This window comes from Clostridium sardiniense, from assembly GCF_050584765.1.
In the GTDB taxonomy this organism is placed as follows: Bacteria; Bacillota; Clostridia; order Clostridiales; family Clostridiaceae; genus Clostridium; species Clostridium sardiniense_A.
Genome location: NZ_JBNOOR010000001.1, coordinates 385715 through 411093, shown reverse-complemented (window position 1 = coordinate 411093; position 25379 = coordinate 385715). Strand labels below are relative to the sequence as shown.

General features: G+C 30.7%; 22 protein-coding genes. 4 read left to right on the top strand and 18 right to left on the bottom strand.

Annotated elements, in window-relative coordinates:
- The first annotated feature begins 126 nt into the window (after positions 1–126).
- From ACQPUW_RS02045 to ACQPUW_RS02035, 3 genes are all read left to right on the top strand, one after another.
- Positions 127–717 carry an ECF transporter S component gene (locus tag ACQPUW_RS02045; RefSeq protein ID WP_430835826.1) on the top strand — a complete coding sequence of 197 codons (591 nt, stop codon included), beginning with the start codon at positions 127–129 and terminating at the stop codon, positions 715–717.
- Between the two features lie 60 nt (positions 718–777).
- A complete protein-coding gene (locus ACQPUW_RS02040) occupies positions 778–1746 on the top strand; it encodes a P1 family peptidase (protein ID WP_430835825.1) in 969 nt (322 codons plus the stop codon).
- 207 nt (positions 1747–1953) lie between these two features.
- Positions 1954–2148: an alpha/beta-type small acid-soluble spore protein gene (locus tag ACQPUW_RS02035; protein ID WP_204594727.1), complete on the top strand. Its 195-nt coding sequence runs from the start codon at positions 1954–1956 to the stop codon at positions 2146–2148.
- Between the two features lie 64 nt (positions 2149–2212).
- Here ACQPUW_RS02035 and ACQPUW_RS02030 read toward each other — a convergent pair whose 3' ends face one another.
- From ACQPUW_RS02030 to ACQPUW_RS02015, 4 genes are all read right to left on the bottom strand, one after another.
- On the bottom strand, positions 2213–2884 hold the full coding sequence (locus ACQPUW_RS02030; RefSeq protein ID WP_430835824.1) for an ABC transporter ATP-binding protein: 672 nt from the start codon (positions 2882–2884) through the stop codon (positions 2213–2215).
- A gap of 11 nt (positions 2885–2895) precedes the next feature.
- Entirely contained in the window at positions 2896–4368 is a 1473-nt protein-coding gene (locus ACQPUW_RS02025) for an ABC transporter permease (RefSeq protein WP_430835823.1), read from the bottom strand.
- Between the two features lie 89 nt (positions 4369–4457).
- A complete protein-coding gene (locus tag ACQPUW_RS02020; RefSeq protein ID WP_430835822.1) occupies positions 4458–5894 on the bottom strand; it encodes a sensor histidine kinase in 1437 nt (478 codons plus the stop codon).
- The gene (locus tag ACQPUW_RS02015) at positions 5878–6540 is read right to left on the bottom strand and encodes a response regulator transcription factor (protein ID WP_430835821.1); all 663 of its coding nucleotides are present in this window, start codon (positions 6538–6540) and stop codon (positions 5878–5880) included. The genes ACQPUW_RS02020 and ACQPUW_RS02015 overlap by 17 nt, the downstream gene beginning before the upstream one ends.
- Positions 6541–6724: 184 nt before the next feature.
- Here ACQPUW_RS02015 and ACQPUW_RS02010 point away from each other — a divergent pair, with 184 nt between their 5' ends.
- Positions 6725–7882: an AI-2E family transporter gene (locus ACQPUW_RS02010; protein WP_430835820.1), complete on the top strand. Its 1158-nt coding sequence runs from the start codon at positions 6725–6727 to the stop codon at positions 7880–7882.
- A 121-nt stretch (positions 7883–8003) separates the two neighbouring features.
- Here ACQPUW_RS02010 and ACQPUW_RS02005 read toward each other — a convergent pair whose 3' ends face one another.
- From ACQPUW_RS02005 to ACQPUW_RS01940, 14 genes are all read right to left on the bottom strand, one after another.
- Entirely contained in the window at positions 8004–8282 is a 279-nt protein-coding gene (locus ACQPUW_RS02005; protein WP_430835819.1) for a NifU family protein, read from the bottom strand.
- Between the two features lie 21 nt (positions 8283–8303).
- Complete coding sequence (locus ACQPUW_RS02000) at positions 8304–8939, bottom strand: nitroreductase family protein (RefSeq protein WP_430835818.1); 636 nt, start codon at positions 8937–8939, stop codon at positions 8304–8306.
- Positions 8940–9055: 116 nt separating this feature from the next.
- Complete coding sequence (locus tag ACQPUW_RS01995; protein WP_430835817.1) at positions 9056–10174, bottom strand: 4-hydroxybutyrate dehydrogenase; 1119 nt, start codon at positions 10172–10174, stop codon at positions 9056–9058.
- 28 nt (positions 10175–10202) lie between these two features.
- A complete protein-coding gene (locus tag ACQPUW_RS01990) occupies positions 10203–11573 on the bottom strand; it encodes an aldehyde dehydrogenase family protein (protein WP_430835816.1) in 1371 nt (456 codons plus the stop codon).
- A gap of 36 nt (positions 11574–11609) precedes the next feature.
- Positions 11610–13139 carry an acetyl-CoA hydrolase/transferase family protein gene (locus tag ACQPUW_RS01985; RefSeq protein WP_430835815.1) on the bottom strand — a complete coding sequence of 510 codons (1530 nt, stop codon included), beginning with the start codon at positions 13137–13139 and terminating at the stop codon, positions 11610–11612.
- Positions 13140–13169: 30 nt separating this feature from the next.
- A complete protein-coding gene (locus ACQPUW_RS01980; RefSeq protein WP_430835814.1) occupies positions 13170–14108 on the bottom strand; it encodes a DMT family transporter in 939 nt (312 codons plus the stop codon).
- Between the two features lie 131 nt (positions 14109–14239).
- On the bottom strand, positions 14240–15541 hold the full coding sequence (locus ACQPUW_RS01975; protein ID WP_430835813.1) for an acetyl-CoA hydrolase/transferase family protein: 1302 nt from the start codon (positions 15539–15541) through the stop codon (positions 14240–14242).
- A gap of 33 nt (positions 15542–15574) precedes the next feature.
- Complete coding sequence (locus ACQPUW_RS01970) at positions 15575–17029, bottom strand: 4-hydroxyphenylacetate 3-hydroxylase family protein (RefSeq protein ID WP_430835812.1); 1455 nt, start codon at positions 17027–17029, stop codon at positions 15575–15577.
- Between the two features lie 323 nt (positions 17030–17352).
- Positions 17353–18645 carry an acyl-CoA reductase gene (locus ACQPUW_RS01965; protein ID WP_430835811.1) on the bottom strand — a complete coding sequence of 431 codons (1293 nt, stop codon included), beginning with the start codon at positions 18643–18645 and terminating at the stop codon, positions 17353–17355.
- The gene (locus tag ACQPUW_RS01960) at positions 18642–19754 is read right to left on the bottom strand and encodes an acyl-protein synthetase (RefSeq protein WP_430835810.1); all 1113 of its coding nucleotides are present in this window, start codon (positions 19752–19754) and stop codon (positions 18642–18644) included. The genes ACQPUW_RS01965 and ACQPUW_RS01960 overlap by 4 nt, the downstream gene beginning before the upstream one ends.
- Positions 19747–21237 (bottom strand): AMP-binding protein, encoded by a 1491-nt coding sequence (locus ACQPUW_RS01955; RefSeq protein WP_430835809.1) that lies wholly within the window; start codon positions 21235–21237, stop codon positions 19747–19749. Before ACQPUW_RS01955 ends, ACQPUW_RS01960 begins: the two co-directional genes overlap by 8 nt.
- The gene (locus tag ACQPUW_RS01950; protein ID WP_204594743.1) at positions 21234–21476 is read right to left on the bottom strand and encodes an acyl carrier protein; all 243 of its coding nucleotides are present in this window, start codon (positions 21474–21476) and stop codon (positions 21234–21236) included. Before ACQPUW_RS01950 ends, ACQPUW_RS01955 begins: the two co-directional genes overlap by 4 nt.
- 61 nt (positions 21477–21537) lie before the next feature.
- Complete coding sequence (locus tag ACQPUW_RS01945; protein WP_430835808.1) at positions 21538–22968, bottom strand: sigma-54 interaction domain-containing protein; 1431 nt, start codon at positions 22966–22968, stop codon at positions 21538–21540.
- A gap of 248 nt (positions 22969–23216) precedes the next feature.
- Positions 23217–25376 (bottom strand): YhgE/Pip family protein, encoded by a 2160-nt coding sequence (locus ACQPUW_RS01940; RefSeq protein WP_430835807.1) that lies wholly within the window; start codon positions 25374–25376, stop codon positions 23217–23219.
- Positions 25377–25379: the final 3 nt, after the last annotated feature.

The window sequence follows — 25379 nt, the reverse complement described above, 5'->3', positions numbered from 1 at the left end:
TACTTCATTGTAAAATATAAACTGTCGGTATTCTTTTATAGAAACTGAACGCAAAATTCAAAAATTTACAAATTGTTTTTTGCCGAATTATATCCTAAATGGGGGAATAAGAACGGAGGTTACAAAATGGAAAGAAGTACAACAAAAAAAGTTTTAGGTCTTCGCCAAATGGTAATTGTAGGTATGCTATCAGGTATATCAATATTTATGGGGTTAACAGGACTTGGATTTATTCCACTTCCATTCATGAAGGCAACCATAATGCATATTCCAGTTATAATTGGTGCCATAATTGAAGGACCTATCGTAGGGGCATTAGTAGGAGGAGTGTTTGGATTATTTTCAATGTATCAAGCATTTACAGCTCCAATGCCAACATCATTTATATTCTATAATCCAATAGTTGCAATTGTTCCAAGAGTTTTAATAGCATTTGTTGCTTACTATGTTTATAGACTATTAAAAAACAAATTTAAGAAAGAATCATTACCAATAGGTATCGCTGCAGTACTTGCAACACTAACTAATACTGTAGGTGTTTTAGGATTCACTTATATTTTTTACTTAGACAAATATTCACAAGCTTTAGGTATAGCACCTTCTGCAACAGGAGCAGCACTTGCAACTGTTGGAGTTACAAATGGTATTCCAGAGGCCATATTATCAGCCGTAATTACAATACCAGTAGTTGCTACACTTAGAAAGATTAAAAAATAATAAATTCACGCTCCTATATTTTTATAGGAGCTTTTAATATATAATGGAGGTTTTAAATTTATGAAAGAAATAAAATTTACTGATATAGATAATATAAAACTTGGTCATGCACAAAATGAAGAAGGATGTACTGGATGCTCTGTAGTTATATGTGAAGAAGGAGCAACAGGAGGAGTTGATGTGCGCGGTGGTGCACCTGGAACTCGTGAAACTGATCTTTTAGATCCATCTGAGATGATTGAAAAAATTCATGCAGTTATTCTATCTGGAGGAAGTGCCTTTGGCCTTGATGCTGCATCTGGGGTTATGAAATATCTTGAAGAAAAAGAAGTTGGCTTTGATGTTAAGGTTGCTAAAGTTCCTATAGTATGTTCAGCAGTACTTTTTGATTTAGCTTTTGGTGATCCAACTATACGTCCTAATAAAGAAATGGGATATGAAGCTTGCTTAAATAGTGAAGATTATAATGGTGATATAAATGGTAATATAGGTGCTGGATATGGAGCAACTGTAGGGAAAATACTTGGACCTCAAACAGCTATGAAAGGTGGCCTTGGAACTTATGCAGTCCAAGTTGGAGATCTTAAAGTTGGTGCTATAGTTGCTGTAAATTGTTTAGGTGATGTTGTTGATCCTAAAAATTTAAAAATTATTGCAGGAGCTTTAAATAAAGAAAATAATGAATTTTTAAATAGCGAAGAAATTTTAATAAATAATATAAAAGCACCAAGCGATCCTTTTAAAGGTAACACTACTATTGGATTAATAGTAACTAATGCTAAGTTTACAAAAGCTCAAGCAAAAAAGATTTCTTCAATGGCTCATAATGGATTTGCAAGAACCATGAGACCTGCTCATACAATGTTTGATGGTGATACAATATTTACTATGGCGACTAATAAAGTAGAATCTGATGTAACAACAGTTGGTATGATTGCAGCTAATGTTATGGAAAAAGCCATCTTAAGAGCTGTAAAAGAAGCAAATACTTTGAATGGAGTTATATCTTTTAATGATTTAAAAAAATAGAATAATAGTACATCTGTAAGTAAATACTAAGAAGGTTCCTGTTTTATTATAAGTATTTATATACACATTTTTTCCTTATGTCTAATTACCTTCCAATATTGGTTATAATATTATAGTTTATAAAAACTAAAAGGACACAAACTATGAGTGTAAAGTAAAACAAACAAACTTTACGAAATATTTATAAGATATAAGGAGGAATGAACCATGGGAAGAAGTTCATCAACAAAATTAGTTCCAGAAGCTAAAGAAGGATTAGCAAAATTCAGAAATGAAGTAGCTAATGAAATGGGAGTTCCATTCACTGACTACAACGGAGACTTATCTTCAAAACAATGCGGAAGCGTTGGTGGAGAAATGGTTAAGAGAATGGTAGAACAATACGAAAACAAAATCAAATAATCTCTTAATTTAAATAAAAAATGGTAGAATTAATTTTCTACCATTTTTTTATTTTTATTGTTAATTATAATATTTTTATTAACTTCTTATCAGACAATTTATATGTTTCATCTGAATTTTTAGCAATATCGTTATTATGAGTAACCATAATTAAGCATTTATTTTCTTCTTCTACGATATCTCTAAATAATTTAATTATATCATTTGATGTTTTTTCATCTAAGTTACCTGTTGGCTCATCAGCAATTATTACTCCTGTTTCTGAAACTAATGCTCTTGCAATTGCCACCCTTTGCTGCTGCCCTCCACTAAGAGTTAATACCTTTTGATTTGCTTGTTCCTCTGTAAGACCTACCTTCTTTAACATGTCTAAAGCTCTTTCCTTCTTATTATCAACCTTTAACCCTTTTATAGAAATAGCTGAAATTACATTTTGTAGCGCAGTCATATAGGTAAGTAAATTATAGCCTTGGAATATGATTGACACATACTTATTTCTATAATTAGTAAGACCTATTTTCTTTATACTTTTATCCTTGTATAATATTTCACCATCTTTACTCTTATCTAAACCGGATATAAGAGATAAAAATGTAGTTTTTCCACTTCCTGATGGCCCAATTACAGTATAAAATTTCCCGTTCTCAAAATTTACACTTAAATCTTCTATTATTTTGTTATCATTATCATACCAATATGATACGTTTTTTAATTCTAATATCTTTTCATCATTCATTTACTTCACCTCTAATCATGCTTACTTAAAATTTCTTTGGGTTGTAATCTCATTATTCCAATTGAAGGAATCATAACACCTATAAATGATATTAGTATTGCAAGTCCGCACATTTTTGCATAGTCTTCTGCTGAAACACTAACATCTAATGAATCTATTGTCTCTACTTTAGATTTATTAAATCTCCCTTCTCCTCTTCCGCTCATATCACTTCCTCCATGTGCACTCATATCTGGAACTCCTTGCATCCCTTGCATTCCTGGCATACCATAATTGCTATTCTGTTCAACTGAAGTTTCCTTAGCAAGTAGTACATTACCAATTTCTTTACTTATAGAATTACCAAGTACAGCTGATGTTCCAAAGGCTAATGCTAATATAATAAGTATCTCAACTCCAAATTGTGCTATTATCTTAAGCTTCTTCTCTCCTAGAGATAACAGAATACCAATTTCATTTCTTCTTTCTTTTATTGAGAGCATAATTATAAGCCCTAATATAACAGCTCCAGCAATTGATACAATAATTACTGTCATCTTAGCAAATGATGCTATATTTTCTATAGGTCCCATCATTGATTCATAAGCCCTACTATTCGCATCTAAAGTATATGTGTTAAAGTCTATATCAAGCTTTTTGCCTTCTTCTAAGAATGACTCTACATTTATAGGATCATTTAAGTAAAACTGTGCACTATCAACTTTATTTTTATAATCTGTTCCTTTTAAAGTATTAGAAACTGTATATGGCACATAAATTTTATTATATGGATTCATTGCTTCATTTCTCATAGCTCCTTCTGATATTTCTGAGCTATTTTGATATATACCAATTATCTTAAGTTCCACTGTTTTTGTACTATCTTGAGTAGACTTAACCTTTATTTTGTCTCCTACTTTTAAGCTATTTTGATCTGCTAGTGTCTTCTCAATGACAGCAACGTTTTTATCCTTATCATCACTAGTAATGCCACTTCCATCAACTAAAGTATCCTCCTCATTTATAAACGCGCTTACATCTTTTAAATTTAAAATACCGTCTAAAGTAATATCTCCCATTACTCTACTTTCTCTATTAGTATCCTTCATAAATCCTTGTTCTTCATTGTTATTTGATTCTGTACTAGTTATTGGACTAAAACCATCAGCAACACCTTCAGTAGATGAAGTTACGTTATAACTACTTATATTACTTAATGTTAAAACCTTATCTACATCCTCCAATGATATTGGCGTTCTCTCTAATTTAAAGCCCTTCTCTCCTCCTTCTTCTCTCATCTTCTCCTTAATCTTCTCCATATTAGGAGATAGAGTAACTGTTGCACCAAGCTTTTGTCTTGCAAGGACACCTGCTTTCTCTGTAGCACTTTGAATTGAAAATCCTGCTAATACAAATACACAAATAGATGTCATAACTAAAAATAATATTGCCGACTTTCCAATTCTTTCTTTCACACTTAAAAATCCTCTAAATAAAAAATTCATGTTTTCCCCTCTCTCTTTGCAAGTTATGTACTTATCTTAAAGTACCAAACTGTAAGTAAAGTGAAGTCAACATGAATTCTATGTGAAGTTTATTGTTTATTTTTAAAATCTAAGAAAAACTTAAATTTTTCTCCTTGTATATCTATGCCATAATTAATATCTCCATGAGTATCTAGAAGAGTTTTTACTATATATAAGCCAAGTCCACTACCGCCTGTTTCTTTATTTCTAGATTTCTCTGCCCTATAGAAGGCTTTAAATAAAAGATCCTTTTCTATATTATCTATATTGTTTGTATAATTTATTATTTGAACTCTTCCATTCTTATTTATATCTACTTCTATGTCTTTATTCTCTAATGAGTATTTTAAGCTGTTATTAATAAGATTTGATATAACCTTTCTTATTATATTTTTATCTCCTCTTATTTTAAGCTTTCCATCTTCATTTAACTTTATATTTAAATTTCTCTCACTTTTAAAGTATTCATATCCTGAAATAATATCAATTATTAAATCATTTAATACAAACTCTTCGTAATTTAAATCTATACTCTCTTCATATTTTGCAAGATTTATTATCTCTGAAACTAATGTTCTAAGGTCCGATACACTCTCTAAGCTTTCTCTTAAATATTTATCTCTATCCTTATAAGGTCCTATTTCATAAATCATTCCTTCTATTTGACCATTTATAACTGTTATAGGTGTTTTAAGTTCATGAGAAATTGCTTTTATAAAATCTCTTCTTCTCTTATCTTGTAACTTTTCCTTCTCGATATCACTTACAAGTTTCTCATTAGCTTCTTTAAGACTAAATATTGTCTCTTCAAGGTTACTACTTATAGAATTTATGCTATTTGATAATTCTGCAATTTCATCCTTTCCTTCATAAGGAAGCTTTTCATTAAAGTTTAATTTAGAGATTTTCTTAGCAACACTATTAATTTTAAGCAAAGGCTTACTAATTACAACGGAATATATATACTGAGATAAAACTCCTATTCCTATTGTTATTAAAATTATAGCAGGCAATAGCCTAATCATTACCCTTCTCATATCATTTAAAAATTTAATTGGAACATTTGTTGTAATTATGCACTCTCTCCCTATATCTTTAAAATAAAACTGCTTACTAACTTTTATATCATTTTGCTCATTAAACTTTTCATTAAACAAAATATCTTTTCTTACATCTTCTTTAGGTGGCTTTCCAAAAATTCTATTTGAAGAATATACAGTATCTCCATAAAGAGTTGTTATTAAAACCATACCTCCATTATCATAAGAATATTTATCTAAGACCTCTGTATAATCAATATTATTATCATTTTTACTTTCTAATGTTTTAATTAACTCATTTGTTGAGTTTTTAACATTACTCTCTTTTATATCTAAATATATCATTGGAACAATTAAAAATAATATACTATATATAACTATTGATGTTATTAAAACTACTGTGCTAGATATTATAAATAGTTTTTTCTTAATCCCTATCTTCTCCCATTTATTCTTTAAGTACATATCCAACACCCTTTACTGTCCCTATATAATCATAACTTATCTTTTTTCTTATATTCTTAATATGAGCATCAATTACCCTCATATCTCCATAATAATCATATCCCCATACCTTATCCATCAATATCTCTCTTGAAACTACATTAGGATAAAACTCTATAAGGAGATTAAGTATATTAAATTCCTTAAGAGTAAATTCTACTTCTTTATTATCAATATAAACCTTATATGTATTTAAATTTATATATAAATTTCCAAAGAATAATTCATCTTTTAAATCATTTGCTTTCTCACTTCTTCTAAGTACAGCCTCTACCCTCTTAATTAAAACATTAAAAGAAAAGGGCTTAGTTATATAATCATCTGCCATAGAATCGAATCCTTTTATCTCATCTTCTGCTTCGCTAAGAGCTGTTAAAAATATTATTGGAACATCGCTTTCCTCTCTAATTAGATTACATAACCCATATCCATCAAGCTTCGGCATCATTATATCTAATATTACTAGATCATAGTTATCCTCTTTAAATTTTGAATATCCAGATAACCCATCAAAGGATCTATCTACCTCATACCCCTCACTTTTTAAAAATTCAATAATAAGTTCATTTATTTTTATATCATCTTCCACAACTAATATCTTTTTCATAGTACCCTCCTTTTTATTAATTTTATCATTATCTTATATATATTTATTAAATTTCACATAGATTTCACATTGAAATAACTTATCTCAATATATTGTTATAAAACTCCTAACGATGTATAATAACTCTTATACTAGTTAAGGATACTATATATATATCTTTAACAAATAATAAGGGGGTCTTTTTTTGAAAAATATTAATACCAAGTTAAAGCCTTATATTTTACTTTCTACATATATAATAGTTTTAGCATATGTAGTTTTAAATATATCAACGGTTTGGACATTCCTTGGGAAGATACTTGGAATTCTTAGTCCATTCCTAACTGCTATTGGAATAGCTTTTGTTTTAAATATTCCAATGAGGCTTCTAGAAAATAAAGTATTCTTTTTTATGGATAATTCAAAAAAGTTTCCATTTTTAAAATCCTTTAAAAGACCAGTTTCTATTGTAGTCACACTTTTACTTGTTGTTGGCTTATTAGCTACTTTAATAACATTTATTATCCCTCAACTTGTAAGTAGCGTTTCAACACTTATTGATAGCGTTCCAGCATATGTTAAATCTTTTGAAGAGTTAGTTACTAATAACCTGGGCTCTATTGCAGGCTTTGATAAAATATGGGCTGATATAATGAATGCTTGGAAAGATATTTTTGGCTTTGCTAGTCAATTCTTAGGATTTACTATAAATCATATATTTAATTTAACTGTTAGTATAACATCAGGAGTAATTAATTTCTTCTTATCAATAGTTTTTGCTATTTATATGTTAGCTAGTAAAGAACTCCTTATCTTCCAATGTAAAAAGTTCCTATATGCACATCTTAAGAAAAGACATGCAAATAAAATACTTAAAGTTGGACGTGTAGCAAATGAAACCTTCCAAAGATTTATTGGAGGGCAATGTACTGAAGCAGTTATAATCGGAACTCTTTGCTGTATTGGTATGCTTATATTAAGACTACCTTATGCTCTTTTAATAGGATTTATAGTTGGTGTTACAAGTTTAATCCCTATCTTCGGAGCATTTATAGGTACAATACCATCAGCTCTTATAATACTTATAATAAATCCAATAAAAGCAATTATATTTGTAATATTTATAATTGTTCTTCAACAATTTGAAGGGAATCTAATTTATCCAAAAGTTGTTGGAAATTCTATAGGACTATCTGCAATTTGGGTAATGTTTGCAATGCTTGTTGGTGGAAGTTTACTTGGATTCTTAGGATTACTTCTTGGTATTCCTCTATTTGCAGTTATATATAAACTTCTTAGAGAGAATACAAATAAAAGAATATATAATAAAGGGCTTACCTTTGAAGATATAGATAATAAATAAAAAAATAGAGTAGTTACAAAAATCAATTTGTAACTACTCTATTTTAATGCATTTTTTCTTAAACTTTTTATTCAAGTTTAGTCTTTAGATATCTAACTCTCTAGAAATATATATTAATTAATTATTTATTCTTATTAAGTATTTTTCTAGCCATGTCCAAAAGCTCCTCACTAACTTCATGAGTTGCTATAACCTCTTTTATCTCAGGAACTTCATTCTGTAATGTGGTCTGAACTACATGTTCAAGTGTAAACTTAGCAGATGGACATCCACTACATTGACCTAGTAATTTAACAGTAACTACACCCTCTTTAACATCTATTAATTCTATATCACCATTATGCTCTTTAAGAGCCGGTCTTACCTTTTCATTGATTATACTATTAACTCTATCGTACATACTATAAACTCTCCTACTCAATTACTCTATTATTGTCATTATTTCTTCTAAAGGCTTTCTTGGTGGTCTCTTAAAATCAGTGCTTAAAGGAACTCCAATTGGCGTCATTGCTATCAATGAATAATCTTCTTTTTCAAAGCCTATAACTTCATTTATCTCCTTGGCTGCATAATCTGGACCTGTTATCCAACATGTTCCATATCCCATATTTGCTGCTGTAAGCATTATATTTTCTAAAGCAGCAGATACTCCTTGTATTCCAGGGGCAGTATTCCATAAATCTTTGATTTCCTCCTCAGGGGCGCCACTTAATTTTAGTTCTTCATATCCTGTTGGAATGTACTTCCTAGCATATACTAATATCAATGTTTGCGCACTCTTAAAAGTTAACTGATATTTTATACCATTTAAGAATTTATTCTTAATAGTTTCATCAGGGATTTTGTCACATATCGCTTTATTTTTCTTTTCAATAGCACTAGCTATCTTATCAACTTGATCTTTTCCCCTTAATATTACAAAGTGCCAATTTTGACTATTCTTCCCTGAAGGAGCATAGGAGCCAGCTTTAATTATTTCTTTTAAAGCCTCTATTGAAATTTTCTCATCCTTAAATTTTCTAACGCTATGCCTATTATATATGTAATTATTATCCATAAAAACCTCCTTATTGTATACCATTTCATAGTTTTATTTTAACCTAATTAAATAAATAAAGAAATATAATTATTTATCAAAAAGGACTTCTCACTCTTGAGAAGTCCTCCAATAATTTAATATAAACTCTTATATATATCGCGAATTTCATCTCTAGAAAGTGGTACATAATTATTTGCTAAAAGTCTTTGTTGACCTGCTATAACATTGTCTGTAAAACTTTCTATTTCTTCTTCCTTCATTCCATATTCCTTAAGAGGTTTTCTTTCTAATAATTTATCAAGAAGCTTTGCAAGTTCAGCATATACATCAGCATCCTCACTAACACCTAGTGCATTTGCTAAAACTTTATTCACCTCTTTAATTTTTCCATCTGGATTCTTCTTGTTATATGTTCTAAATACCTCAACAAAGAATTGGTAGTTAGCTTCACCATGAGGAACATGATAAACTCCACCTAAAGGATAAGATAATGCGTGAACAGCTCCGACCCCTGTATTTCCAAATGCTATACCAGCATAGTTACTTCCAATAACAAAATCCTCTATTATTTCTGTTCTATAAGCTTCACCATATTTTATTATTTCTTTATATCCTTTTATAATAAGATCTATTGCCTTAACACTGAATATTTCAGTGTAAGGATTAGACTTTGGTGACACATATGACTCAATAGCATGAATTAAAGCATCTATTGAACTTGTTACGAAGAATTTAAATGGAAGTCCCTTAACAAGTTCTGGAATTAATACAGCATATTCTGGATATAACTCATCTGTTGCAAGTCCCATTTTAGTATGCTTTGATTTTATTTCTGAGATAGATATGTTAGTAACTTCACTACCAGTACCACAAGTTGTTGGAACAATTATTAACTCTTTTTCCTTAACTATTGGCACAGTTTTTTCAAATAACTTAACACAATCTCCCTCATCCTTAAGTGCTAGAAGTTTAGAGATATCTATTATACTTCCTCCACCAATAGCAATTATTCTATTATAGTTCTTACCTCTCATTTCTTCCATTATTGCATTTATCATTTCATCAGATGGTTCTCCAAGTCCAAATCTTTCTTGGAATATAGCATCTGCTTTTAAATTAAGATCTTGCATAAATGGTGTATAAAGAAATTCATTTGTAAGAATTAAATCTCCCTCACCTATATTAAACTCTTTTGCGAATTCTTCAAAAGTATCAAATTTATGAATTTCAGGTTGAACTTTTAGTGCTCTCATGTTTGAGACCCCCTTAATATTTAGTTTATTATGCCCAAATCTCCTCATCAGTTGGAACTTTAGCATCTTCAATAACTCTTCCAATTCTTGATACGTTTATTAAATGCTTGTAATCAAGGTTTTCTGATATTGCATTGTTACCCCAAGTTCCACATCCTAATGTTGTAGTTGGTGCAAATCCATTAGTTAAAGATCCTCCAGCTGTTGTTGATGATGGTGCATTAACAACTAATCTACTTACTGTTAGGTTAATTCCTGCCTTATCTATATTCTCTGGGCTATTAGAGTGAATAGCAGCTGAGTGTCCTTTTCCTTCTAAGTCAAGATTAGTTTGTGCAATCTTTATAGCATCATCAAATGTGTCATATTTAAATGAAGCCATTACAGGACACATTTTTTCCTTACATAAATCATCCTCTGCTCCAATTCCCTCAGCCTTTAATAAGATAACCTTAGTTGCTTCTGGAACTTCAACTCCTGCAAGTTCTGCAACCTTTTGTACTGATTGTCCAACAACATCCTTATTTATATGTCCATTAACAAAGATTGATTTTCTGAATTTATCTACAACTTTTGGATCTTCTATATAGTAAGCTCCATTTGAAACTGCAGCCTTTATAACTTCATCATACTTATCAGCAGGTGCTATTATTGTTTGCTCTCCAGAACATATTATTCCGTTATCAAATTTTCTTCCAGCTATTATTTTTGCAGTAGCATCTACAAAATCTATATCTCTATCAAGAATAACTTGTACATTTCCTGCACCAACTCCATAAGAAGGTTTTCCGCTTGAGTAAGCAGCTTTAACTACTCCCATTCCGCCTGTAGCAATAACAACATCTACTGCCTTCATAAGTTCATTAGTCTTTTCTATAGATGAATCTCTGATTATTTGGATAGCATTTTCTGGACATCTAACGCCTTGATCTTTTAGTGCTTTCTTTATTAAGTCTACTGTATAAGCACTGCATTTTTGTGATCTTGGATGAGGTGCTACTATTATTGCATTTCCACCTTTAACTGCAAACATTGAGTTACACATTGGAGTAACTATTGGATTAGTAGTTGGTGTTACTGCTCCTACAACTCCTACTGGTTTAGCAACCATAGTAAGAGCTTTTTTTGCATCTCTTTCTATGATACCAACAGTCTTTTTATCTTTCAAGTTGTTCCATATAGTCTTAGATTTCCCTTTGTTTTTAGCTACTTTATCTTCATATACTCCCATTCTTGTTTCTTCAACAGCCATTTTAGCTAATTCTTCAGCATTATCATAAACAGTTTTTCCTATAACCTTAACTATAGCATCTAACTCCTCTTGAGAGTATGTAGCTAATTCAGCTTGTGCAACCTTTGCCTTTTCTACCATTTCTTCGATTAATTGTTTGTTATCCATAATAATTCCTCCTAAAATTCATTTTAATTTATTTTATTAAGCTTCCATGTACTCTTCTTCTTCAGTTATCTTCATACTACCTGTATCCATAAATCTAGAATGCCATGATAGTGCTTCTTCTAGTATGTGTGGAGTATGCTTTGCACCTTTTTCATTTGCTCTATTATAATAATCTAATAACATTGGTCTATAGTCTGGATGAGCGCAATTATTAATGATTGCTAATGCTCTCTCCTTTGGACTAAGTCCTCTTAAATCTGCAATTCCTTGTTCAGTTATTAAAACCATTACATCGTGCTCTGTATGATCCACATGAGATACCATAGGAACAATTGATGATATAGCTCCTTTTTTTGCTGTTGAGGCTGTTGAGAATATTGTTATATAACCATTTCTAGCAAAATCCCCTGAACCACCTATTCCATTCATCATTTTAGAACCCATTATATGAGTAGAATTTACATTACCATAAATATCTGCCTCTAAAGCTGTATTCATAGCAATAACTCCAAGTCTTCTAGCTACTTCTGGATTATTACTAATCTCTTGCGGTCTTAATATTATCTTATCCTTAAAGAAATCTATCTCTTTTAAGAATTTTTCAAATCCTTCTGGTGAAGGGCTAATAGCAGTTGTAGATACAATATCAGCCTTACCACATCTTAATAGATCTAGCATTGAATCTTGTACAACTTCTGTATAGCATGTAAGTCCTTTAAACTCAGATTCACATAAACCATAAAGTACAGCATTAGCAACACTTCCTACCCCTGATTGTAGTGGAAGTAAATTTTCTGGAAGTCTTCCTTCCTTAACTTCTTTTCTAAAAAACTTTAGTATATTATCTGATATTTTTCTTGAAACTTCATCTGGTTCAGTAAGAGGTCTTGACTTATCTTTCATATCAGTTTGTACTATTGCTACTATCTTATCTAATCCACATTTTATGTAAGGTTTCCCTATTCTATCCCCTGTTTTATTTATAGGAATAGGTTTTCTATATGGCGGATTTTCATTAACATATATATCTGCCATTCCTTCTAGCTCCATTGGTTTAGATGTATTAATTTCAACAATTACCTTATCTGCACTCTCTATAAATGCTGGAGTATTTCCAACTGCTGTTGTTGGGATGATATCTCCATCTTCAGTAATTGCTAATGCCTCTACAATAGCTACGTCTACCTTTGGAAGAACTCCACAATTTAAATATTGTGTTGAATGACTTAGATGCATATCTAAATACTCTATATTACCTGCATTAATTTCATTTCTTAATGCAGAATTTGTTTGATATGGCAATCTTTTAGCTATTATTCCAGCCTCAGCCCATGCACCATCAACTTCTGGACCTAATGATGCACCAGAGTATAGGGTTAACTTCATTTTTTCCCCTGTTCTCTTTACCTTTTCCGCTAGTGTAAGTGGTACTACCTTTGGATATCCTGATGGTGTAAAACCACTTGCCCCTATGACCATTCCATCTTTTATATAACTTATTGCATCCTCAGCGGATACAACTTTATTCAAGAGTTCCTTATTCCTAATTCTTTCCTTATTAGTCATTTGTATCATCTCTTTCTCTCATAGACTTCTCTATATACTTTGTCTTTCTAATTCACCTACCATAGCTGATTTAGCCTTTTCTTCTGATTTCTTCGCGCTAAAGCTGATGTATGAACCAATTATGATAAGTCCTATACCAATTATCATGGATGGAAGAATTTCTTCTCCAAGAATCATAACTGCTAATATTGTCGCTAGTGCTGGTTTTATTAAGAAAACCATTGATGCTGTAACGGCTGATGTTAGCTTTATAGCTCCAAGGTAGAATATATATCCAAATGCCTTGATAAAAATTCCCATGTATAATAGTACTACCATACTTTGAAGATCTATTCCTGAGAATATAGGTTTTCCTGTAGCTATCAATATAGCTAGCACCATTGCTGCTCCAAAATAGAATACAAAGCAGTTAAATATGTACCCACCATATTTTGCTATCTTCATCTTACTTATTACTGTAAATAGTGACCAAGCTATCGCAGATCCTAAAGCAAGACATATTCCTATTAAATCTGTTCCCCCTTTAGCCCCTTGAATAATTTTACTTGGATTAAAGATTACAACAACACCTATAATACTTATTATTAAAGATATTAAAGTTGTTTTATTTATCTTCTCCTTTAAAATCAAGTATGCAAAAGGTACTGTAAAGACAGCATTAGCACTAAATATTACTGCACTTGTTGATGCTTGAGTATATTTTCCCGCAAGGGATAATAAACTCATTGATATTGGTATACATAATGCAGCATTTATTGCAAAATACCCGCAATCTTTACCTTTAATTTTTATATTTTTTGCTTTCAAATCTCTAATAGCTAATGGTGTTAATAATATTGCTCCTATTAAAAATATTATGAAAGTTATCTGAAACGCATCAAGGTTGTTTTTCATAAGCATTTTATTGGCTATTTCTTGTGTACTGTATAACAAAGCAGTCAAAATTATAAATACATACCCTTTTTTCATAAGATTTTCTCTCCTTCAAACTTAAACTGAATTTATAACACTCAAAAGTCAAATCAATTATGTCAATTGAAAGTATACGTTTTCTAACAGCCTTGTTAATGTTTTAACAGTTTTCCGCAAATAAAAATCATTTAAAATTTTGTATTAAACTTCTTTTCGAAGCTTTCTATTAATTCCGTTCTAAAATCTGGGTGAGCTATATTTATAAGTGCCTTAGCTCTATCCCTTAATGTTTTACCACGGAGTCTTGCTACTCCATATTCAGTAACTATATAATCAACATCATTTCTTGAAGTTGTAACAGTAGCTCCATCATCTAGTCTAGATACTATTCTAGATACTTTTCCTCTACCTGCTGTAGATGGCATAGCAATTATAGATTTACCGCCTTTTGCCATCATTGCTCCTCTTACAAAGTCTACTTGACCTCCAACTCCACTTATTTGTTTATCTCCTATGCTTTCTGAACATACTTGTCCCATTAAATCTACTTGAACACAGGAGTTAATTGAAATAATATTATCATTTTTAGCTACAACTACAGGATTATTTACATAATCTACTGGATACATTTCCACATCTGGATTGTTATTTATGTAGTCATATAATTTTTTAGTACCCATAATAAATGAAACTACAGTTTTTCCGGGATGTAGTGATTTCTTTTTATTTGTTATTACACCTGCTTCTACTAATTCTACTACTCCATCTGAAATCATCTCAGAGTGTATACCAAGATCTTTTTTATCTTTTAAGAATAGTAAAACTGCATCAGGAATAGCTCCAATTCCCAGCTGTAATGTGTCTCCATCATCTATTAATGATGCACAATTTTCACCTATAGCTCTCTCCACATCTCCTATTTTAGGTGGATGAAGCTCAATTAAAGGATATGAAGTATCTACTATATAATCTAAATCCTTTACATTTATAAGTGTATCTCCACCTGTTCTTGGCATTTGATCGTTAACCTCTGCAATTACTATCTTTGCAGATTCTGCTGCTGGCTTTGTGTAATCTACTGATACACCAAAGCTACAATTACCATTTTCATCTGGTGGACTAACCTGTACTAATGCTACATCTACAGGCAAAAAGCCTTCTCTAAACATTTTGGGAACTTCACTAAAGAAGCAAGTTGTAAAATCAGCTCTTCCTGAATTAACAGCCTCTCTAGTACTTCCTCCAACAAATATAGCATTATGTCTGAAATGCTCCTCCATTCCTGGCTGAGCATATTCAGCTCCTCCCATAGCAACCATATGGACTATCTCTACATCCTTGTATTGCTCTTTATTATTAACCATAGCTTTTAGGAGAATTCCTGGTTCTCCACAAGCATGACCTGTAACAACTCTGTCTCCAGATTTTATTTTAGAGACTGCTTCCTCTGGTGTTACAATCTTACTCTTATAAGTCTCTCTCCATTCCATTAGTCATCTCTCCCCCTTTGGCTATATACTGAACTAATCTTCTATTCTAGCAATAGCTTTAGCAAGTTTTTTCTTCTTACCTAAGTTGGATTGTCTTGCTATCATTATTCTTTGAGCTTGTGGTGAACCTGCTCCATGCATTGATTCAGTTCTATAACCAACAGCTGCAGTTCCTAATGTAATATTTTCAATTAATCTTAAAATCTTCATTCTATCTATAGTTGGTACTGAATCTACTCCAACTAAGTATTTATCAACATAATGTCCAATCTTCTTATTTCTGAAATCTTGTTCTGAAGGCATTGTAACCATTATTCCGCCTGCTATATCTTCTGCAAGTCTTGCAATTTCATATGGGAATCTTGTAACATTTTGCTTACATACATTAGCAAGAAGTAAATCTATTAAATAGTTACCTGCTTCAGTCTTATCTCCTTCTGCTGAACAAGCTATTCCACATGCAAATAAAGTTTCATTTAAATGAGTCATTTCTATAAGCTTATCTTTTATATGAGAAGCTTTTGCTGCTCCGTTATAATCAGCAGCTAATGCAGAAGCTCCAATTAATACATCACCAACTCCAACTTTACATCCACCGTAACTTTGTCTGTGATATCCTGCAAATCTTTCAACTAGCATTCCAGCAAATTCAGTTTCACCATCTAAGAATATTCTCTCATTTGGAACAAAAACATCATCAAATACTACTAATGCTTCTTGTCCTCCAAAGTTATAGTTACCTACATCAATATTTGCTCCTTCTTCTAGTTTTCTTGTGTCACATGATTGTCTGCCCATTATGATTACTATTCCTTCAGTATCTGTTGGTACTGAGAATGATATAGCATAATCTTTATCATCTGGTCTCATTGCAATAGTAGGCATTACTAATATTTCATGAGAATTTGTCATACCAGTTTGGTGAGCCTTTGCTCCTCTAACAACAACACCATCAGGTCTTCTTTCAACAACTCTTAAATATAAATCTGGATCAGATTGTTTACTTGGTGATAGACCTCTATCTCCTTTAGGATCTGTCATAGCTCCATCTACTGTTAAATCGTTTTCTTGAACATATTTAGCAAATTTCTTAAATCTTTCAAAATAATCTGTTTTATAAGCCTTATCTATTTCGAATGTTGTGCTATATTCTGCGTTAAAAGCATCCATACCAACACATCTTTGGAAACATGCAGCTGTCTTTTGACCAAGAAGTCTTTGCATCTTTACTTTTTTGATTAAATCCCCTGTATTTTGATGCATATGTGTGAAACGATTTACTTTTTCACCAGTTAAGTTTGAAGTAGCTGTCATTAAATCCTCATATTCAGGCATTTGAGCTAAATCATATGTCATTTTAACTGAGTTAAGAGATGGTCGAAGGATTGGATTATCCACAACATTCTCTATTTTTTCTCCAAACATATAGACATTTAATTTAAGTTTTCTTAGACTTTCTACATACTGTTCTCCTGTCATTAAAGCCATTACTAATCATTCCTTCCGTATTTTTTGAATTATCTAAATATTTTTAATTTTTTGTTATGTCTATATATAGAGCAATCTTCATGCCAAAATATAAAATTTCTTATAAAATTTTCTTAAAACCCTATATACACCGAATAGATTGTTTATTTTTTAACTAATTTGAGTTCATAAATCTATATAAAAATTTATTTTTTGTTGCAATATCTCAACAAATTTAATATTTTCTCAATATTATTCCTCTATAAGTAAGTGTATTAGCCTATCAACATACTATCGTTGCATTATTGCAACAAATTGCAATAATGCAACAGCAATAAAATTGTTTAATAATTAACACTACACCATCTAACAAGCTCATTTAATACAAGTGAACCATCCCATGGAAAATCATAAATATTCATTGTACCTATTCTATTTATTCTATCAACGCCCTTCTCAGTACTCATATTAGAGAAGTTCATTAGCTTTTCAGCATTTTCAAAGGCAACTCCAACGCATTGAATTCTAGGTGTTATGAGAGGTACTATGTCCTTTACATTATTTACTTCTTTTAAAAATATAGTTCTGCCTCCTATAGGCTCTTCTAATTTTATATCCCTATCAATTAAAATTGTGTAATCTAAGCCTTTACTACACATTAATGTCTTATCTATACTTAATCCATATTCACCACGTTTATTTATTATCTCTACAGCTATCCCCTCTGAAACATCAGTTAAAGGAGCTCTTTTATTAATTCTTTCAAAGACTTCTACTAATTTTTCCCCTACTTCTTCCAAGGAACACAAGCTCTTCTCAAGAAATACTACCTGTGGTGAAGAACAAGCTCTTTGATTAAAAGCTATTATATCTTTTACAAGTCCTTCAAAATACTCATTATTCTTTTGTGATTCAATAGCCTCTTTGTCAAATACAGCAAATGAATATTTAGGACCAAATACTAAATCCTTGCAAGTAGTTTTCCTCTGTAGCTTAAGTATCTCTTTAACTGCTCTCTCACCACCCCAAATAACTCTAGCATCTGATGTTAAAGACATTTTATTATTTAAATCATTCCTATCACTATCAAAATATACTAGACATATATTTTTTAGAAGACTCACGCCAGTATATATTTTCCCATCATACTCAACTTCTATATCACCTAATAAACTAAATAATCTAATGGCATCCTTCATAACCTCTTTAGGTATCCTTAAAATATTACTGTTTCTGCATAATAATGAATGAAGAGAAGAATATATAGATAATGTAGGAACATTACCTGCTATCCAATGGGAAGTGATTCCTCTCCCTTGGGCTCTCAATAGCTTTCCACCTTCAACTTGCAAAAACTTATCTAGATATTCTAAATTTCCTAAGCTTGTCTTAATTAATCTAATTAAATTATTCTTTTTTAGATATAATGATAGATATGCAACTCCTTCTATATCTGCTAACTCCCTAGCCATTAATAACCTTTTACTGTACTTATCTAATAATAAAATCATTGCTTGAATAGGTATTCCTTGAAGCTCGGATATATTGTGCTTCATTATTTTCTCAATGCATGAAAAGTCCTCATATTGTAACCCATCACAATAAAACTTACCATCAATTCCATAGCATCTTATCATATGTCACCAGTCCTCTCAGCAAAGGTATCTCCACACCCTCTGGTTTCAGTTTTTTCAGCTCTCGCTTTAAATTTAAAGTACTTTCCGCCTCTTCCACATTTACAATTATCTACTCCAACCAATTCTCCTATATCTTCAGTTAGAATTCCCTGTGATGGATAGCTAGATCCTAAAATACTTATAACCTCTATTAATCCTGACTTTCCTACCTCGACTTCTTCTAAGGTAAGAATATTCCTTATGATAACATCTGCAAAATCAGGAACATGCTTATAACCACATTCACAATCTATAAATACAACTCCAACTTGCTCTACCATTCCATAGAAATCAATTATATTATTTTCTTTAGTATTTAAGTGCTTAGCTAGGACTTTAGAGAATTCCTCTTTATCAACCTTCTTGTTAATTAGCTTTTTCCAGCCGCCACTATGTAATAATTTAGATTTTGGTAGATTTAATACTATCCCTATTTTCTCTAGTTCTTTTATAAACTTTGACCATATTATATATGTAAATCCATAAATTAATACTTCCTCTTCACCATAAGTATCTACAAAGTCTTGAATCCTTTTTAAATTTAGTATTAAATCATCCCCTGATTTATCCATAGCATATACAATTTTACTAGCAAAACTACTAACTCCCCTTATGGCGGCACCTCTAGCTGTAATTGAGTCTCCTCTTTTGTTAGAGTCCTCACTATCTATAACTAACATAGGCCTTCTTTTGCCACCTAGAAAATTATTTAAGGTAGAAATTAGGCCCTGTGTTTGTCTTATTGAAGTTTTTTTATCTATGTATATTTTGCTAGGTATACCGGTAGTAGTGGCACTTGAATTTAGAACTCTTACTACGTCATTAAAATTGCAAGTATTCAGATCAAAGGACTTGAACATATTAACAGGTATAAAGGGGACTTCTTCTAAAGAATCTATTTTCTCTATATTTAAGTTTAATTTGTTGTATAAACTGTTTATATTCTCATTGTTTCTATTATGCTTAAGTTGAGGTTTGATAATTTCTAAAAGTTCTTTTTCCTTATCACTTTGCTTTTTGCAAAATTGATCCCTAAATATAATCTCATCAATAATCTTGTCATTACCCATTACTCTCACTCTTTTCTTTTAGCTTTTTAAAAAGAACCTTTCCTGAAGAATTCTTTGGTAGTGAATCCATGAATTCTATATATTTAGGCACCTTAAAGCTGGAGAGATTCTCCTTGCAAAAGTTAATTATATACTTATGGTCTATGGTCTTGTCATTTACAACTATAAAGGCTTTAATGCCTTCTCCTAGGAGATCATCCTCTACCCCTACCACAGCACATTCTATAACCTGAGGAATTCTAACTATTACATCCTCTATTTCTCTTGGACTTATTCTATTTCCACCACTTTTTATTATATTTTTTTCCCTCGCTACTATATAAATATATCCATCCTCATCAATTTGAGCTAAATCTCCAGTGTAAAGCCATCCATCTCTTATAACCATTTTAGTTTCTTCAGGGTTATTAAAATACCCCTTCATAACGTTTTCACCTTTTGCAATAAGATGACCTACTTCATTAACTTTTACACAATCTCCATTCTCATTAACAACTTTAATAGTCACTCCAGGTATACCTTTACCTATAGACCCAAGCTTTTCCTTTATCTTCTCAGGTGGAAGATATGAAAGTCTTGCAGTCCCTTCTGTTTGACCATACATTATATATAAATCTGTGTTTGGCAGGGTATCTATAAGCTCTTTAATGAAAGAATTTGCAAGCATTCCTCCTGCTTGAGTTATATATCTAAGGCTGTTAAATTTCATATTTTTCATATCAGTCATCCTTAATAAAATCTGATATGTACTTGGTACCCCCGCAATGCTTGTACAACTATATTTATTTATATCCTCTAAAACATCTTGTGGAAACATAAATTTATTATTTATAACTAAGCTTCCACAAACTCTAAAATGTGTGTGAAGAAGGGATGTCCCATAGCAATAATAAAATGGTAACACAACCTCTACCCTATCATTTTTAGTAAGCTTTAAATATTCTATTATAGAGTTTGTATTATGAATTAAGTTCTTATGAGTTAACATTACGCCTTTAGGCTTTGATGTAGACCCTGAAGTAAATATCATAACTGCTACATCCTCATCTGAAACTTTTTCTTTTTTTTTATTGCAGTTATCTAATGTACCAATTTCTAGCTTATCAGAAAAATCTTCAGTTATAATTAATGTACCTTTATCTTCCATGCAATTTATCTTTTTCATATATTTATTTTGTATAAATATAGCCTTAGGCTTTACAGTATCAATAATATAACCTATTTCACTTTCTTTTAACGTAGGATTTATTGGAACACATACATTTCCATTTTTTATTATTCCAAAATAGGATTCAATAAAAAATCTAGAGTTGTCTGAAATTAAAACAACAGTATCACCTTTAACTATATCTATATTTTTTAATAAGGATTGTATCTTTATTACACCATCATATATATCTCTATACCTTATTTTTTCATTGTGAATAACTGCTATCTCATCTAGATTATGTGAATACTCAAAAATATAATCAGTAAAAATCATAATTCTACTTCATACTTTCCTAATATTTTCTTTATGTCTCCAATAGTATACATTCTTGATACATCTATTACTTCAAGGGAAATATCAAATCCCTCTTCTAACTTTAATACTAGCTCAATATGTGCCATAGAATCCCATCCCTCTATTTCATCAGGACCTAACTCATCCTTTAAATCTTCTACGTCCTTAATTTCAAAAAGCTCACAAAGTATTTTATTTAATTTGTCTAAATTTTTCATATATAATTCCTCCATTTTGTTTATTAAATTTATACTTATTTTTAAAGCAAGGTTTGTGCCATTATTCTTTTTCTTCCTCATATTTTTTTTCGTATTTTTTTCTTTTTCTTACAAATGTAGCTGCATCTATTCCTAAAACTGAAGCTGCACTTCTAACATTTCCGTATTTTTCAAAAGATTTTTTTATAAGCTTGTACTCTAGCTGCTCTACCCCTAGCTTTAATGGAATTATCTCTTCATCCTGTGAAATATATTTATCCTCTAAATGTAGTCTATAGTTCTCTGATAAATCATTAATAGATATTTTTTGTTTATCACTCATAATAACTAATCTTTCTACCACATTTTTTAGTTCTCTAACATTTCCCGGCCAACTATATTCATAAAAGCATTTAAGTACCTCTGAATTAAAATAGCTTTCAAGTCCATATTTCCCATTAAAATGTGATAAAAAATGATTTAATAAAGGCATTATATCTTGTTTTCTCTCTCTAAGAGGTGGTATTACTATAGGAACAACATTCAATCTATAGTATAAGTCTTCTCTAAAAGTCTTATTTGCTACCATTTCTTCTAAGTTCCTATTGGTTGCTGCAACTATCCTAACATCAATCTTTATAGGTTTTATAGCCCCAATTCTTGTAATTTCATTCTTTTGTAATACCCTAAGAAGCTTAACTTGCATATCTAATGGCAATTCACCAATTTCATCTAAAAATAAAGTTCCACCATCTGCCGCTTCAAATAGCCCTATCTTTCCAACTTTATTTGCTCCAGTAAATGAACCTTTCTCATAACCAAATAATTCTGCTTCAATAAGAGATTGAGGTATAGCTCCACAATTTATTTCTAAAAAATGTTCATTTCTTCTGTTGCTATTTTTATGTACATACTTAGATATCTCTTCTTTTCCAACGCCAGTTTCTCCTAAAACAAGAACAGTAGTATCCACTTTTGCTACTCTATTAGCTAGCTTTAGTGTTTCTAGCATTTTATGGTCTTCAGCAATTATATCATCAGTATTTAAAACACTTGCCTTCATATGCTCTAACTTCTGATAATACTTTTCTGTAATCTCCTCACTTCTCTCTAACTTTTCTTTAAGTTCTGCCAGGGCAGTAACATCTCTAACATTAGTAACTACTAATGAAATCTCATTTTCTTTATTGAATATAGGAGTGCTAGATATCATCACCTTTCTCCCGCTTTTATACTCTTGCTCCATGGTTATACTTTTCTTACTGTCCAAGACTAATAAAGTAGCTGATTTTGATATAGAACCCTCAATCTCTAAATCTTTCATATTCTTTCCTAACATATCAGCTCTATTTAATCCTGTAATATTTTGATAGGATTTATTTATTCTCAGGGTATTTGCCTCACCATCAGTTATGTATATCCCATCATAGGATGATTCTATTATTGAATCTAGTTCATCCCATGTGAATTCATAACTCTTATGAGCTATGTTTTCGTTTACATCATTATTCATAATTCCTCGCCCCCATTAAATATCTATCTTCTCTTATAATACTCAAAATTTAGACAATTTAAAAGATATTTCTAATTTTTATAATTATAATTAAATTTGTGTAAATATTCTCTTTGAAAAATTAACTAATTTAGTTAATTTAATCTATTTAAGTTCATCAAAAATAAAAAAGGAGCTTTGTTCCTGATTATTTCTAATCAGGAACAATAGCTCCTTTCTTTATTATATTCCATTCTCTTTATTCTTTATTATAATCCAGACTCTTTAAATTTATGTTCCATAAACATTGTTACTTTGTAGATATTTTTCTTTACAACTCCAAGAATAAAGAATATTATTCCAAATAAACAAAGCATCTTTATATCATGAATTGTATTGCTCCATATTGGCCCTGCGATGGCTTCTCTAAATCCATCAATTGCATAAGTAAATGGCCATAATGGTTCTAGCACTTCAAATATCTTTGGATTTGTTTGGATTGGATATATTCCTCCTGCCCCTGCTATTTGGAATACCATAATTACTACAGCTATTGCCTTACCAATATTACCAAATAATGATACAAGGGTGAATATTATCATAGTAAATACTATACATGATAAAAGTCCCATTCCAAAGAATAATAAAGTATTTTCAGGTCTTATACCTAAAATACCAATGTCACCTGCTAATACTATAACAGTTTGAATTATACCTACTGTTAAAAATAATAGTAGCTTACCAAAATGCTTTTGCATTACTGATATTTTTTCTCCATCTTCAAAATCTTCACATTCAGTTGTTAGAAGAGCTAACATTAGAAGTATTCCAACCCATATACCAAGTACTGTATAAAATGGTGTAAGTGCAACACCAAATATTCCTGTATCATAAACTTCTACAGTTTTAACTTCTATAGGTGATGACATAAATGATGCCATCTCATCTGGGCTTTTTTGCATCATTTTAATCGCTTCATCTAAGCTACTGCTTGTAATATCTTTTGTTTCATTTTGAACTGAATTTAACTTATCTCTAAATTCATTTAATTTAGAACTTACATTAGATATTTGTGATGATGCTACATCTCCACTTGCTATACCAAAGTTTGCTAAGGCATTTAATTGTGGAATTACAACCTTACTTCCCTCTAATACATTGTTAGCATTTGTAGCTCCTTGTGATAGGTTATTTCCTACTGCATTTAATGCTGGTAATGTACTATTGTAAAAAGTATTACTTGAAGAAGTTAAGTTGCTTGAAAAGCTTGTACTTAAGTTATCTAATGTTTTAAGAAGCTTATCTGCACCATCTGTAATCTTTCCTGAATCAATAAGTCCCTTTAAACTAGTTAATGTACTCTTATCTTGAGCTATTGTTCCTTGAAGAGCACTTAAAATATCTATCTGCTTTTGTATCTTATCATTATTAGAAGTTTTATTTAAATCTTCTAAAGTCTGCTTATTTGATTCTATAGTTTTATTTAATGTATCAAGTGTTGCTTGCATTTGATCTATTGTTTTATCTAATGCTACAACATCTACAGGGTTATTGTTTATATCCTTAAGCTTATTTAAAAGCTCATTATATTTATCATTTATCATTTGTATTTGAAGCAGATCATTTTTCATTCCATTACTTAAATTCTGAGTACTTAACTGCGTATTTGTTATTAAATCCTTACTTCCTTGTACCATGCCTTGAAGAGAATTTATTGAATTTGTAACAGTTGGTAATTGACTCTTTGCTTCACCTAAATATTTTTGAATATCACTTATATCTCCTGTTGAAGTATTTAATTGATTTGATATTTTATCTAAGTTATTTTGTGCCTGATCTAAAGAGGTTTTAAGTTCCAATATTTGTGGCTTATTCTTTTTAATTTCGTCTCCAAATTTATTTAAATACTTAAACGCTTCTTTATTTACAGTATTTATAAAATTACTTTTTATCTCTTGTACTAAGTTGCTTTCAGCTACAGATGTTATCTTAGTTGCTATAGCATTTGCTTTTTCATTTGCTTTATATATTATATCTGGTTTTTTAGGATTTTTAGTTGATAAACTAACTAAATCACTAGAAAAACTTTGAGGTATCTCTATTAATGCGTAATAGTCCCCTTCATTTAATCCATAATTTCCTTGCCAATCCCCAACAAACTTCCATCCTATATCTTTATTTTTCTTTAATTCATCAACAATTTCATTCCCCACATTGACACTTTCACCATTTATAGTTGCTCCTGTATCTTCATTTACTACTGCAACAGGTATTGATCCTGTATTTACGTAGGGATTCCAGCATGCCTTTATATTTACCCATGCATAAAGTGAAGGAATAAAGGATAGACCAGTTATAATAATTATAGCTGCTGGATTTTTAATGATATTTTTTATATCTCTCTTAAAAACCTTGAATATTTTTTTCATGTT